14 protein-coding genes and 1 pseudogene are annotated in these 13139 nt (G+C 72.4%); 8 read left to right on the top strand and 7 right to left on the bottom strand.

The features are described from left to right. On the top strand, positions 1-1502 hold a 1502-nt coding region (locus tag DJ70_RS17245; protein ID WP_094530644.1), incomplete at its 5' end, for a hypothetical protein. Positions 1503-1517: 15 nt separating this feature from the next. Here the strand turns inward: DJ70_RS17245 and yqeC are convergent. Next, entirely contained in the window at positions 1518-2273 is a 756-nt protein-coding gene (gene yqeC / locus DJ70_RS04765; RefSeq protein ID WP_094530642.1) for a selenium cofactor biosynthesis protein YqeC, read from the bottom strand. A gap of 142 nt (positions 2274-2415) precedes the next feature. On the opposite strand from yqeC, the gene DJ70_RS04760 reads away from it, so the two are divergent. Next, on the top strand, positions 2416-4323 hold the full coding sequence (locus DJ70_RS04760) for an aldehyde ferredoxin oxidoreductase family protein (protein WP_094530640.1): 1908 nt from the start codon (positions 2416-2418) through the stop codon (positions 4321-4323). A gap of 6 nt (positions 4324-4329) precedes the next feature. Here the strand turns inward: DJ70_RS04760 and DJ70_RS04755 are convergent, their stop codons facing one another. After that, on the bottom strand, positions 4330-5532 hold the full coding sequence (locus tag DJ70_RS04755; protein WP_094530638.1) for a redox-regulated ATPase YchF: 1203 nt from the start codon (positions 5530-5532) through the stop codon (positions 4330-4332). Positions 5533-5683: 151 nt separating this feature from the next. Between DJ70_RS04755 and DJ70_RS04750 the strand changes: the two genes are divergently transcribed. Beyond that, positions 5684-6874 (top strand): amidohydrolase family protein, encoded by a 1191-nt coding sequence (locus DJ70_RS04750; protein WP_094530636.1) that lies wholly within the window; start codon positions 5684-5686, stop codon positions 6872-6874. A gap of 312 nt (positions 6875-7186) precedes the next feature. Here the strand turns inward: DJ70_RS04750 and DJ70_RS04745 are convergent, their stop codons facing one another. After that, positions 7187-7594, bottom strand: a complete 408-nt coding sequence (locus tag DJ70_RS04745) for a halocyanin domain-containing protein (protein WP_094530635.1) — start codon at positions 7592-7594, stop codon at positions 7187-7189. A 92-nt stretch (positions 7595-7686) separates the two neighbouring features. Between DJ70_RS04745 and DJ70_RS04735 the strand changes: the two genes are divergently transcribed. After that, positions 7687-8343 (top strand): halocyanin domain-containing protein, encoded by a 657-nt coding sequence (locus DJ70_RS04735; protein ID WP_245810690.1) that lies wholly within the window; start codon positions 7687-7689, stop codon positions 8341-8343. Positions 8344-8368: 25 nt separating this feature from the next. Here DJ70_RS04735 and DJ70_RS04730 read toward each other — a convergent pair whose 3' ends face one another. After that, the gene (locus DJ70_RS04730; RefSeq protein WP_094530646.1) at positions 8369-8887 is read right to left on the bottom strand and encodes a hypothetical protein; all 519 of its coding nucleotides are present in this window, start codon (positions 8885-8887) and stop codon (positions 8369-8371) included. Between the two features lie 173 nt (positions 8888-9060). On the opposite strand from DJ70_RS04730, the gene DJ70_RS04725 reads away from it, so the two are divergent. Both DJ70_RS04725 and DJ70_RS04720 read left to right on the top strand, forming a co-directional pair. Next, the gene (locus tag DJ70_RS04725; RefSeq protein WP_094530633.1) at positions 9061-9336 is read left to right on the top strand and encodes a cytochrome C oxidase subunit IV family protein; all 276 of its coding nucleotides are present in this window, start codon (positions 9061-9063) and stop codon (positions 9334-9336) included. Positions 9337-9430: 94 nt separating this feature from the next. Further along, a complete protein-coding gene (locus DJ70_RS04720; RefSeq protein ID WP_094530631.1) occupies positions 9431-10180 on the top strand; it encodes a GNAT family N-acetyltransferase in 750 nt (249 codons plus the stop codon). A gap of 254 nt (positions 10181-10434) precedes the next feature. Here DJ70_RS04720 and DJ70_RS04715 read toward each other — a convergent pair whose 3' ends face one another. Both DJ70_RS04715 and DJ70_RS17240 read right to left on the bottom strand, forming a co-directional pair. Then, positions 10435-11427, bottom strand: coding sequence for an NAD-dependent epimerase/dehydratase family protein (locus DJ70_RS04715; RefSeq protein WP_094530629.1), 993 nt, complete (start codon positions 11425-11427; stop codon positions 10435-10437). A gap of 84 nt (positions 11428-11511) precedes the next feature. Next, positions 11512-11667, bottom strand: coding sequence for a hypothetical protein (locus DJ70_RS17240; protein WP_179233966.1), 156 nt, complete (start codon positions 11665-11667; stop codon positions 11512-11514). 80 nt (positions 11668-11747) lie between these two features. Here DJ70_RS17240 and DJ70_RS04710 point away from each other — a divergent pair, with 80 nt between their 5' ends. Next, positions 11748-12329, top strand: coding sequence for a zinc ribbon domain-containing protein (locus tag DJ70_RS04710; RefSeq protein WP_094530627.1), 582 nt, complete (start codon positions 11748-11750; stop codon positions 12327-12329). Between the two features lie 16 nt (positions 12330-12345). Here the strand turns inward: DJ70_RS04710 and DJ70_RS04705 are convergent, their stop codons facing one another. Beyond that, positions 12346-12996, bottom strand: coding sequence for an alpha/beta hydrolase (locus tag DJ70_RS04705; RefSeq protein WP_094530625.1), 651 nt, complete (start codon positions 12994-12996; stop codon positions 12346-12348). A 53-nt stretch (positions 12997-13049) separates the two neighbouring features. Between DJ70_RS04705 and DJ70_RS17715 the strand changes: the two are divergent. Next, positions 13050-13139 (top strand): annotated as a pseudogene (locus DJ70_RS17715) (phospholipase); the annotation flags it as partial.

The following is a 13139-nucleotide window of genomic DNA, read 5'->3' as shown; positions in this document are numbered from 1 at the left end:
TCGATCCGGACGACCTCGCGGCGCTCGTCGCCGAGCTGTGGACGGCGACGACGGCCGGGGCGGCCGTCGACCCCTCGAGCGTAACGGTTCACGGCGTCGACGGGAGCGCCGGCGCTGACGACGCCGACGCGGTCGCGGTCGTCCATCCGGACGCCGATCCGGATACGACCGCCGCCGGTCAGGACGGGGCCGACCTCGATCCGGGTACGGCCGACGTCGGGGAGCCGCCGGCCGGGGACGTCGTCACCGCCCCGGACCTCCGTCGTCGCCTCCTCTACGGACTGCCGCCGGCGGACGCCGAGTCGCTGAGCGAGCGGTTCCTCGGGACCGCCGCCCGCTCGGAGTCGTATCGCCGCGATCCGCCGGTCGGTGACGGAGTGCCGGCCGACACCTCGGTCGAGTCCGGCTCGTCGGAGACCGACGCGAGTGGAGACGATCCGACCGAGACCGGCGCGAGTGGGACCGTCTCGAGCGAGGACGCCGCGATCGGGGCCGGGTCGACGTCGTCGGGCTCGCGGCTCCGCGTCCCGCCCGATCGGACGACGACCGGGAGCGCGGGGAGCCGGAGCGAACCGACCGCCGCGGGCGACGACCGCAGGTCCGCCGCCGACGAGGACGCCGCCCCGGCTCGAGGGTTCGGCGGCGACGCGTCCCGCAGCCGAGTCGCGGTCGCGGTCGTCGTCGTGGTCCTGCTCGCGGCGGTGGCGGGTGCCGCGTCGCTGGCCGGCGTGCCGTCCGGGGGCGACGGGACCGACCGGCTCGGGTTCGGCGACGAGTCGGCCGACGGGACGACCGGCGACGCCGGCGCCGAAGCCGACGCCGGCGATGACGGCGGCGCGGACGGCGACGCGGCGGCGAGCGGCGCGGACGGCGACGGGGACGGGGGAGGGTCGTCCCCGCCACACTACTACGCGGACGGGATACTCGGGGACGACGGCGGCGAGGCCGCGGACGCCGACCCGACCGGATCGACCGTCGGCGACGGGGAGGAGGCCGCGCGGGCGACGTCGCTCAAGCCGACCTGCGAGCGCGCGCCGCTCCACGTCGTCCAGATCCAGATGAACGCGCTGCGGTACAACGACCCGGCGACGAACGACGGGATCCGGACGACGCGGCGGTTCGCGTCGCCGCAGAACCGGCGAGCCGTGAGCACCTTCCCCCAGTTCGTCGAGCTCTTCGAGGGGCCGAACTACGCGCCGATGGTGGGCCACGACGCCGTGTTGTACGGTCCGGTCGCGATCGACGGGGACCGCGCCTCGGTTCGGGTCGTCACCTACGAGGAGGGCTCCCCGACCGGGAGCTACGAGTTCCGGATGCGGAAGATCGACTCGACCGACGCGTCGCTCACCGGCTACGGCGGCGGGTACGACGGCTGCTGGATGACCGACGCGGTGGGCGTGGTGTCGACGGACGGTCGGGACGGATCGGGAGGGACGACCGACGACTCCGGCGACGTCGGGGCGACCGAGGGGTCCCGGATCCACGGGCCGCCGGGAACCTGACCGCACCGGGGGTGGCTACTCCACGACCGCGACGACGGTCGGCTCACGCATCCGCGCGAGGACGACCCGCGGCACGTCGGCGTGGTCGTGGATCGCCGCCGCGACCTCGCGGGCGACCGCCTCGTCCGCCTCGTCGTCGACCATGTTGACGAGCGGGACCGCGGTCGCGTCCGCCGGGATCCCCTTCAGCCCGCCCTCCTCGTGGGCCACGACGCGGCCGATCAGCGCCGGGGAGATCTCGTCGCCGACCTCGACGCCGTCGACGAGGTCGGCGACGCGCTCGGGACGGTGAACGGCCGCCGCCGTGAGCGGCTCGCCCGCGGCGTGGGCGCTCGCCACCGGAACGACCGTGTCGGCTCCGGCGGGGATCCGCGGCTCGCGGTCGTTCGGGGCCTTGAACAGCCGCGTCCGCGCGCCGTCGGCCTTCACCAGCACCGGACCGTCGTGAGCCGCCGCGAGGCGGTCGACCGTCTCCGGCTCGTATCCACGATACCGGTCGTCGCGCTCCCGATCCGGGACGAGCCCGAGGGGGAACGCGCTCCCCGCGTCGGGCTCGCGGCGCGCCTCGAGCAGCGCGTCGAGTTCGGCCACGGGGTCTCCCGCCGTCCGCACCGCCGCGACCCGGCGGTCGAAGATCGGGATCCGCACCGTCGCGGTGAGGATCGCCCGGTCGAGTCGCTCGGCCAGCGCGTACAGCGTCGTCTTCTTCCCGCCGGCCCCGACGAGACAGGTCGTGCCCTCCGCCGCGTCGAGCGCGTCGACGACGTTCATGATGGAGTCCGGTCGGAGTCCGGCGTCGAAAGCGCGTCGATCCCGACACGCGTGACGCGGTCGGATGGCGTCCCGCGTGGACCGCCCCGACCGCTCGCCGGCACCGTGGGGTTTAATCCCGTTTCGGCGGCTATCGACGACGATGGACCCACCGGACCGGATCCTCCGCGTCGACCTCTCGAGCCGACGGGTCGACGGCGAGCCGGTCCCCGAGGAGTGGCTCGCGACGTACGTCGGCGGGAAGGGGCTCGGCGCGCGCTACCTCTACGCGGCCGGCGGGGGGATCGACCCGGAGTCGCCCGCGAACCCGCTCGCGTTCATGACCGGACCGCTGACCGGCTACACCCCCGGCGAGCAGCGATACGCGGCGATCACGAAGTCGCCGCTCACGGGCGCGTTCCTCGACTCCTACGGCGGCGGGACCTTCCCCGCCCGGCTCGCCGCCTCGCTCGGGCCCCACCTCGGCGCGATCGTCACCGGCGCGGCCGACGAGCCGGTCGTCCTCTCGCTCTCGGACGGGGAGGCGAGCGTCGAGCCCGCGAGCGACCTGTGGGGACTCGACGCCGTGGAGACGGACGAGCGGTTCCCGGACGCCGCCGTCGCCTGTGTCGGCCCGGCGGGCGAGACCGCGGTGCGGTACGCGACGATCGCCTCCGACGGCGGCGATCACCACGCCGGCCGGGGCGGCGCGGGCGCGGTGATGGGCTCGAAGCGGCTGAAGGCGGTCGTCGCCCGCGACCCGCCGCCGGAGCCGTCCGGGCGGCTCGCGGCCCTCAAGGCGCGCGAGGAGGCGGCGTTCGCCGACAGCGACGCGGGACGCTGGCTGGCCGCGGGCGACACCCTGGAGACGGTCGACTTCGCGAACGAGGCGGGCGTGCTCCCGACCCGCGGCTGGCAGGAGTCCCGGTTCGACGGCGCGGAGGGGATCGGGGTCGAGCGCGCCGCCGAGCGCGCGACGGGCCGCGAGCGTGAGAACGACCCGGTCCCCGGCGGGTTCCAGATCCCCGAAGTCGACGACGAGACGGCGGACAACGAGCCCGCGGACGACGCGAGGAGCGCGTCGGACGACGAACCCGACGGCGACAGCGTCCCGCGCGGCGCGACGCCGATCGTCCTCGGGGCGGGCCTCGGCATCGACGACTTCGACGCGGTCGCGGCGCTGGGCGGGGTCTGTGACCGACTCGGGATGGACGTCATCTCCGCGGGCAACGCGGTCGCCTGGGCGGTCCGCGCCGGCGACGAGGGGCTGATCGACCGCGAGGTCGCCTTCGGCGACGAGGCGGCCGCCCGGTCGACGATCGAGGAGATCGCGGGCCGGAAGACGCCGCTCGGCGACGCGCTCGCCGACGGCGTCGCGGCCGCCGCGTCGCGGCTCGGGGGCGGAGACCTGATCCCGACGGTGAAGGGGATGGAGCTCTCCTCGTACGACCCCCGCGGGGCGGCGTCGATGGCGCTGGCGTACGCCACGAGCGACCGGGGGGCGTGCCACCGACGGGCCCGGCCGGTGGAGGTGGACGCGATGGCACCGCGCTCGCGCGATCCGGACGAGGTCGCCGCCGCGGTCGCGGCCGAGCAGGACCGCCGGGCCGCGCTGTGGTGTCTCATCGCCGACGACTTCCTCGAGGACGTGTTCGACCCCGCGGTCGCCGCCGAGTGGCTCGCCGCCCGCGGGTACGACCACGAGCCCGCGGACCTGGCCGGCCTCGGCGAGCGGGTGTGGACGCTCACGCGGCTGTTCAACGTCCGTGAGGGGTTCGCCCGCGAGGACGACGCGCTCCCGCCGGCGATAGCGGGGGGCCGCGGGGGCGCCGGCGAGGGTGACGGGAACAGCCCGAATCGCCCGGACGGACTCGATCCGAACGCGTTCGACGACCTCCTCGACCGCTACTACGCGGTTCGCGAGTGGGACGGGCGCGGGCGGCCGACCGCCTCCCTCCTCGACCGGCTCGGGCTCGCCGGGCTCGCCGACCTCGCGGACGGGGTACCCTCGGCGGACGAGCCGACCTCGACGGACGGGACGCACCCGACGGACGGCGTCGACGATCGGTGAGGGGACCTACGGCGCGGCCTGCTTCGTCGAGATCAGCTCGATCACGTCGCGGTGGGAGAGCTCGCGGTCGGCCCCGACCTGCCTGCCGCTCCGGCAGTCGGTGCCGTGGAGCAGCCCCTCGCCGATGTCGGAGTGGATGTGGTACGCGAAGTCCTCCGTCGTCGCGCCCTCGGGCAGGAGGAAGCAGTCGCGGAAGACGCCCTTCTCGTCGCTCGACCCGTTCGCGGAGCCCGGAAACACCGCGATACAGCCGAGCACGTCGAAGACGGCGGCCTCAAGCGCCGCCTGGACCCCGGTGCCGCCGTACTCGCTCACGTGGTCGCGGATCGCCTCGAGGCCCGCGGCCTGCTCGTCGGAGACGTCGCCGACGACCTCGAAGTCGTCGTCGCCGGCGGTGTAGTCGACGACGCCCGCCTCGTCCGCGTTCTTGAGCGCCTTCTCGGCGTGGGCGCTCACGGGGACGAACGAGAGGTGGTCGTAGTCGGGGTCGTCGGTGATCTCGGCCCAGTTCTCCCTGGCCTCGGGCGTGTCGGTCTTGTTGGCCGCGACGACCATCGGCTTGGTGCGCTTTCTGATCTCGCGGGCGAGGGACTCGCGGTCCTCCGCGTCCCACGTCTCGGGGTCGAGTTCGAGCCCCTCGGCGAGGATGACCTGCTTCATCTCGTCCTTCGTGATCCCGAACGCGGACATCTGTTCCGCGAGCTCCTCCTCGATGGCAGCCTCGGAGCCCTGATAGCGCGTCGCGTACTTCTCGAGGCCCTTCGAGAGCACGTCGAGGTACCAGGCGTCGAGCTCCGCCTCGAGGAAGTCGATGTCCTCGCGGGGGTCGTGGCCCTCGGTCCGCTCGCCCTCGATGTCGGTCGTTCCCGAGAAGTCGACGACGTGGACCAGCGCGTCCGTCTCGTTGAGGTCGGTGAGGAACTGGTTGCCGAGCCCGCGCCCCTCGTGTGCGCCGGGGACCAGCCCGGCCACGTCGACGAGTTCGATCGGGACGAACCGCGTGCCGTCGCGACAGACGCCGACGCTCGGGGTACACGTCTCGTCGAACTCCGGAGCCGCACACTCGACGCGGACGTAGGCTTCGCCCACGCTCGGGTCGATCGTCGTGAAGGGATAGGCTCCCTCGGGCACGTCGTTCATCGTCGCCGCGTTGAAGAACGTCGATTTGCCCACCGAGGGCTTACCGACGAGGCCGATCCGGTAACTCATTACCCCGATTCCGCCGTCCGAGGTGAAAAGCGATGCGAGAGGGCCGAGCGCATGCGAGAGCATCCATCGCACACGGGAAACCGAACGCGGGTCACGAACCCGAGAGCGGCGCCCTGAACCGTTTATGTACCGGGCCGCCGAAACCGGCCCCATGTACGCGCTCGTCGGCGGAACCGTCCACACGGCAACGGAGCGGGGAACGATCGCGGGAACCGTCGTCATCGACGGCGGCGAGATCGTCGCCGTCGGCGACGTCGAACCGCCCGCGGAGGCGACCGTCCTCGACGTCGAGGGCCACCACGTCACGCCGGGGCTCGTCGACGCTCACAGCCACGCCGGGATCGCGGAGTGGGGCGAGCCCGAGGACCGCGACTACAACGAGGGGACCGCCGCGGTCACCCCGCACGTCACCGCGCTCGACGGCTTTCACCCCCGCGACGAGGAGCTGAAACACGCGTTCCGGAACGGCGTGACCTCGGTCTCGGCGCGGATGGGCTCCGGGAACGTGATCGGCGGGATCATCTGCTCGATGAAGACGCACGGGCTGACCGCCGACGACATGCTGATCCGCGAGGACGGGATGAAGGCCGCGATGGGCGAGAACCCCAAGCGCTTCCACGGCGAGGAGCAGGGCCGCCAGCCGTCGACGCGTCCCGGCGTGGCGGCCACGCTCCGTTCGGCGCTGATGGAGGCGGAGGACTACGTCGATCGGCGCGAGCACGCCCGAAACGAGGGCGAGCCGTTCGAGCGCGATCTGGGCATGGAGAACCTCTCGCGCGTGCTCACCGAGGGGCTTCCGCTCCGGGTCCACGCCCACCGCGCGGACGACATCATGACGGTGTTCCGGATCGCGGAGGAGTTCGGGATCGAGAATCTCTCCATCGAGCACGCGACCGAGGGCCACCTGATCGCGGAGGAGTTCGCGACGCGGGACGTGCCCGCGGTCGTCGGCCCGTCGCTGTACTCCGGCGCGAAGTACGAACTGCGCAACATCACCTTCGAGACGCCGGCGATCCTCCACGAGGCCGGCGTGACGGTCGCGATCCAGACCGACGCGCCCGTGCTGCCCCAACAGCACCTCGACGTCTGCGTCGGGCTCGCGGTCCGCGAGGGGTTCCCCGAGTCCGAGGCGCTGGAGGCGGTGACGCGCCATCCCGCCGAGATCCTCGGGATCGACGACCGCGTCGGCACCCTCGAGGTCGGCACCGACGCCGACGTGGCGGTCTGGGACGGCGTCTTCCACGAGAACGGGACCCGCACGCGACACGTCTTCGTCGACGGCGAACACGTCTTCGACCGCGAGCGCGACGAGGTCGACCCCCGCGAGGAGTACGACTGGTAGGAGAGCGTCGTCGAACCAGTTACGCGCCGAGGGGAGTCACCGGTGACCACGGGGTGATCGGAGAGCGATCCCGCGGTGGCGTCGCCGGCGGCGGAGCCGCCGGCTGCCAGAGGCGCGGAGGGCCTCGCTGCGCCTCCGATCGCCCGAGGGGCGCGAGGTAGTCCGCGAGGGAGCCGCTGGCGCGCGGACGCGCCAGCGACGAGGCTGGGGAGGCGTGAGGTGCGTTTCGGTCGCGTCCGCCGTCCCGTCACCGATCCGCCGTCCCGTCACCGATCCGCCGTCCCGTCACCGATCCGCCGACCAGTCGACAGCTCACTCCACGACCCTGACGACCCCGCGCATCCCCTGCGTCTGGTGTGGCGTACAGACGTACTCGTGGATGCCGGCCTCCTCGAACGTGTGCTCGAAGGTGTGGCCGGCCTCGTCGGTCAACTCGGACTCGAACGCGCCGTCGACGTCGACGACGTTGTGGCCGCCGCCCTCGCCGGTCCACTCCCACACCACCGTCGTGCCGGGGTCGATCCGGACGTCCGCCGGGGCGAAGGAGAGTCCGTTGCCGGCCCCGACGGCGACCTCGACCGTCCCTTGGTCGGTCCGATCGGCCGGCTCCGCGTCGCCCCCGCCGCCCGACCCGCCGGTCAGGCCGGCACAGCCGGCGAGGAGGGCGAGCGAGGCGGCACCGCAGGACCCGACGAGCGCGCGACGACTTCGTTCGACCATGCCGAGGGGGAGGGACGCGATCGGGTAAAGCGTCTCGAACGGTCCCCGACGATGGGAACGGGTTTTTCACCGACAGCGTCGAAAGAGCGGACATGAGCGAGTGGACGGACGCGATCGTCGGCGAGCGAATGGCCGTCGACAACGAGTTCAACGACCGCGTGATGGCCTCCCGGTTCTCCAGCCAGGAGTGGGGACTCATCATGACCGCGGCCGAGTTCGAGATCGAGGACTCCGACGACCCCGAGGCGGCGCGGATCGTCGCCGACACCTCGAACCTCCCCGCGATCATGCCGGAACTGGAGAACGTCCGGTCACAGGTCGCCGCGATGGGCGGCGGCGAGGGGAGCGGCGACGGCTCCGCCGGCGAGGCCGTCGACGACGTGCCGAGCGAGATCGACGACTACCTCACCGAGAACGAGGCGCGGCTCTACGAGGGGACGATCATGGACTACACCGGGCAGGACGAGGTCGTCGTCGACGTGGGCGCGGGCGACGTCGGGTTCGCGTTCGACCCCGCCGCGATCCGGATCGACGCCGGAACGACGGTAGTGTGGGAGTGGACCGGCGAGGGCGGCGCACACAACGTCGCCTCCGCGGAGGGCTCCGCCTCGGAGTTCGACAGCGGCGACGCGGTCGCGGAGGAGGGCACGACCTTCGAGCAGTCATTCGACGAGGCCGGGATCCAGCTGTACTACTGTACGCCACACCAGGCCAACGGGATGCACGGCGCGGTCGAGGTCGTCGAATAGCGGCCCCGCGACCGTCCCGCGGAGGCTACCGTAGACACGCCCACCGCACGTCGACGAGCCGGTCGTGTTCCCCGCTTATCGTCGGTCGCGCCAGGTGGTCGTTGGCGTCGACGCCGCGGTCGGCGAGCCGCCGGAGCGCCTCCTCGAGCGAGCGGTCAGAGCGCTCCACGCTGGCGTCGCGGACGTAGGGCACGTCCCGCGGCTCGTCGACGGAGTTTGCGGTCTCGATCCGGTCGGTGAGGTCGCTCCCGAACGCGTGGGGAGGCTGGTGGAACTCCCAGCCGTTCACGGTGACGAGCAGCCAGACGTCGCCGTGGACCGCGTGGTACTCCCCGGTCACGGCCTCCGGGTCGGCGGCGACGATCCGGTTCAACACGTCGGTCTTCGTCCGATACAGCGCGTCCTTGCGGGCCGAGGCGACGTTGCTCTCGGTGACGTCGCCGCGGTCGTAGGCGGCGGTCGCCTCGTCGGCGAGCCGTTTCGCGACCTTGTTCACCACGTAGAGCGATTCGAGCAGGTCGTCGTCGGGGTCGAGCGGGTCCACGGTGTTCCTCGGCTGATCGACGGAGGATCCGCGCGTCACGGGCAAATGCGTTTCGGGCCGCCGGCCTCGCGAGCGGTCGGTCGTCGCGCCGTCAGTCCGGCCGCGGATCCCGGACGGGTCGGTCCCCCGGATGGTTAATTCTTTAAGCACGCGGACGAAGGTGAGTCCAAGAAATGTCGTCCGATTCCGTCAAACTGTACTCGGCGATATACGCCGCGCTCCTGTTCGCGGCGATCCTGAACTTCGTTCTCTTCGAGGTCGAGTTCTTCGGCTTCACGTACTGGGAGGCGTTCGCCGGAACGATGATCATCTCGGCGGTCAAGACCGTCCTCATCGTCGCGTACTTCCAGCACCTGCGCTGGGAGAACCGCTCGCTGACGTACGTGATGGGACTCGCGCTCGCGTTGACCCTGCTGCTCATGGCCGCGGCCGCGTACTCGATCTCGTGAGGGCGGCGCGCGGCGAACGGACCGAGTCGTGAGACGGACGCGGGGGCACGCCCCGGTCGCGGAACTTTTTGTAGTCGCGGGGAGACGACTCGGTATGGACCTACGAGCCGCAACCGCCGAGGACGTCGGATCGATCCGTGAGGTCGCGCTCGCGTCGCTCACCGCCTCCTACGGTCACGCCGTCGACGAGGCGCTGCTGTCGGAGGCCGTCGAGAACTGGTACGGCGCCGACGACGTGGACGGGGCGGTCACCGACCCGGACACCGTCTTCCCGGTCGCCGTCGTCGACGACGAGGTCGTCGCGTTCGCGGAGAGCTACGTCGTCGACCGCCGCGAGCGCGTCGGCGAGATCGACTGGCTCCACGTCCACCCGGACCACCGCGAGTCGGGGATCGGGTCGGGGCTGCTCGAGCGCGTCGAGGCCGAACTGCGCGATCGCGACGTCGACAGCATCGAGGGGAAGGTCCTCGTCGACAACGAGGCCGGCACCGCGTTCTACGAGCGCGAGGGGTACGACCTCTCGGGCGAGCGCGTCGTCGACATCGGCGGCGAGGAGTTCGAGGAGCGGCTCTACCGCAAGCGGATCGGCCGCGAGGGGGGGCTTCGAGAGGGGATCTACGAGACGGCCGACGGCGAGCGGGTGTACGTCGCCTTCGACGAGGGCGAGCGGGGATCGAAAGCCCCCTTCTACGTCGCGTACGCCGACGCCGACCACGAGACGCGGTACGGCTACTTCTGCGGGAACTGCGAGGGAACGAACGTCGCGATCGACACGATGGACGCCGTCGAGTGTCTCGACTGCGAGAACCGCCGGAAGGCGGCGCGGTGGGACGCGGCGTACTGACGATCCGACGCCGTCCCGGCTCCTCCGGTGGTTGCTGACGCGGCGAACTCTCCAGACGCTCCGTCTCCACCGACGCTCCGTCCCCACACCCCACACCGCAACCGCACCACACCCCGCACCGCACCCCGCACCTCACGCCTCCCCAGCCTCGCTGCTCGCTCGGGGCTCCCTGCGGTCGCCCGTCGCTCGCAGCGTCCCTCGCACGGGTCGCTCGCGCCCTGTCGGGCGCTCACGAGCGCGCGCCGACCGCATCGTTACAGCGTGTCCTTCACGCCCAACACCCGCTCTTCGGCGTCGCGGCCGGGATCCCACTCGCTGCCGTCGCGGTTCGAGTCGCGGTGGTCGGCGACGCTCCGCGCCATCGCCTCCTCGACGGGCGTCGACTCCCAGCCGAGGTCGGCGAGCGCGCAGGTGTCGAGCAGGTGCGGGTACTCCCGGTAGAGCGTGAAGTCGGTCGGCTCGAGCCCGCCGGCCGCGAGGGCGTCCGCGCTCGCGGGCACGACCGTACACGTCGTGTCGGCGACGGCGGCGATCGTCTCCAGCGTCTCCTCGAGCGTGAGCGCCCGGCGGTCGCCGACGTTGTAGGCGGTTCCCGGCTCGCCGCGCTCCGCGACGATCCGGAGCGCGCTCGCCACGTCCTCGACGTACGCCCGGTGCCAGAGGTTCTGGCCGTCGCCGGGGACGACCACGCGGTCGTGTTCGAGGACGCGGTCGATCCAGTAGTCGAGCCGCTCGGTGTAGTCGTGCGGGCCGTACACGATACACGGCCTGACGGACGCCGCGTTGACGCCCTCGTCGGCCGCGGCGAAGACCGCCCGGTCGCCCGCCGCCTTTCGGTTGCCGTAGGTGGCGTCGCCGTCGTCGGTCGCCTGCTCCGGCGTACACGCCTCGAGCCGCGTCTCGCCCTCGCGCTTCGGGACGTGCTCGGCCGCGTAGGCGGCGCCGGAGGAGACGTACACGTAGGCGTCGACGTCGGCGAAGACCTCGGTCGCGGCCTCGACGTCGGCCGGGTGATACGCCACGCAGTCGATCACGACGTCCGGATCCGCGGACAGCTTCGCGGCCTCCAGGTCGCGGTCGTTCGTTCGGTCGCCCTCGACGTGCGAGACGCGCTCGTCGTCCGCGAACGGGTCCTCGCGGTTCCCGCGGGTCAGCGTCGTGACCCGGTAGCCGTTCTCGGTGAGGTCCTCGACCACGTGCCGGCCGATGAATCGCGTGCCGCCGACCACGAGCGCCGTGTCGGTCATGTCGTCCCTCCGGCGGGCGACGGCAAAAGCGTGGCCGAAGCGGAAGTCGGGGGTCGCTCCCGCGGCCCGCAGGGCGCGTCGAGATCAGCCGTCCGTCTCGGCGTCGGCGTCTCGCGGACCGTCGCCGCGCCACCGCCGATACAGGAGGTACGCCACCACGAAGCCGGCCCCCCAGTAGGCGACGGCGAGGAGGGCGATCCGGAGCCCGGTGAGGAGCTCCGGCGTCGGGATCCCGAGCATACGTCGTCTCGGCGTCTCGGAGGGATAAACGCTCCGAGGGAGGGACAACTACACGGCTCCGGAGTCCGTACCGACGAGGCATGAGCGAGATCAGTCGACGGCGACCGTGGCTCGCCGTGCTGTTAGCGCTGCTGATATCCGGACTCGGCCACGCGTATCTCCGACGGTGGGCCCGCGCGTTCGGCTGGTACGCCGTGATCACGGCGACGCTCGTCTTCCTCGTGCCGGACGCCGCCGTCGACCAGCTGCTGGCCCGCGAGACTCCCCCGGCCGCCGACGTCGCGCCGGGGCTCCTTGCGGTCCTCGCCAGCGTCGTCGACGCGTACGTCCTCGCGGTCCGGAACAACCGGCGCTACGAGCGGCGACGGCGCGCGGGCGGCGAGCCCGCGGGCACGACGGACCCCGAGGGGACCGCCACGGGAACCGACGCGGCCGAGCGATCCGGGAGGGACGCTCCGATCGACGGCTCCGACGCCGACCCTGTCGGCCGGGACGGCGACCGGCGGGCCAGACGAACCGGGTCCGACGACGGCCCGAAGCCGCCGGGGTCGACCCCGTCGACGATCGAGTGTCCCCACTGCGGACGCGACACGGACGCGGACCTCGACTTCTGTCACTGGTGTACCGAACCGATAGACGTGGGGAGCCGCTCGGCCGAGTGAGGCCGGCGACGGGCCCTCACTCGAGTCGCGCCTCGACGAACGCGACCACGTCGGCGAGCTCCTCCCGGCCGATCCCGTGGCCGGTGGCGTACGTCTCGTAGGTCACGTCCGCGCCGACCTCGGCGAGCCGGTCGGCGGCCGCCTCGCTCCGCGAGTCCGGGATCACTCGGTCGCCCGTTCCGGCGCCGACGAAGACGGGCTTCCCCTCGATCCCGTCGGGCGCCAGGTCGGCGTGTGAGTCCGGGAGGTAGCCGTGGAGGCCGACGACCCAGTCGTAGGTCGCGGGGTTCTCGAGGAGGAGCGCGAGGCTCGTGATCGCGCCCTGGCTGAACCCGAACAGCCCGACCCGCTCGGCGTCGAGCCCGTAGGCGTCGGTCGCGGCCGCGACGCTCTCGGCGACCAGATCGAGGCTCCGCCGGAACTCCGCGGCGTGCGGCTGGCTCTCGTGGAGCCCGCCGCCGGAGAGGTCGAGCTCGTACCACGTGTAACCGCCCTGAAGCGGGTCGGGCGCGCGGAGGCTGATCACGTGGAGGTCGTCGGGGAGCGACTCCGCGACGGGCAGGAGGTCCTCCTCGTCGGCACCGCGACCGTGGAGCACGAAGACCGCCGAGGCGGCGTCGGCGTCGTCGGGGGCGACGTGAACGTGCTCGAGCGGGATCTCGGTCATGGCGCGTCGTTCTCCGTCTCCACGGTTGTATCCGTCGACCGCGGCAGCGGCTCGCCGAGCGGGACGGGCTGTTCGGGTTCAGCCAGGGCGCGATCACGAGCCTCGCGCTCCTCCTCGAGAACCCCGCGACCTACGACTGGGTC

Origin of the sequence: Halorubrum halodurans, assembly GCF_002252985.1 — an archaeon.
Lineage (GTDB): Archaea > Halobacteriota > Halobacteria > Halobacteriales > Haloferacaceae > Halorubrum > Halorubrum halodurans.
Note: the sequence above shows the minus strand (reverse complement) of the source record. Positions and strands in the feature narration are given on the sequence as shown.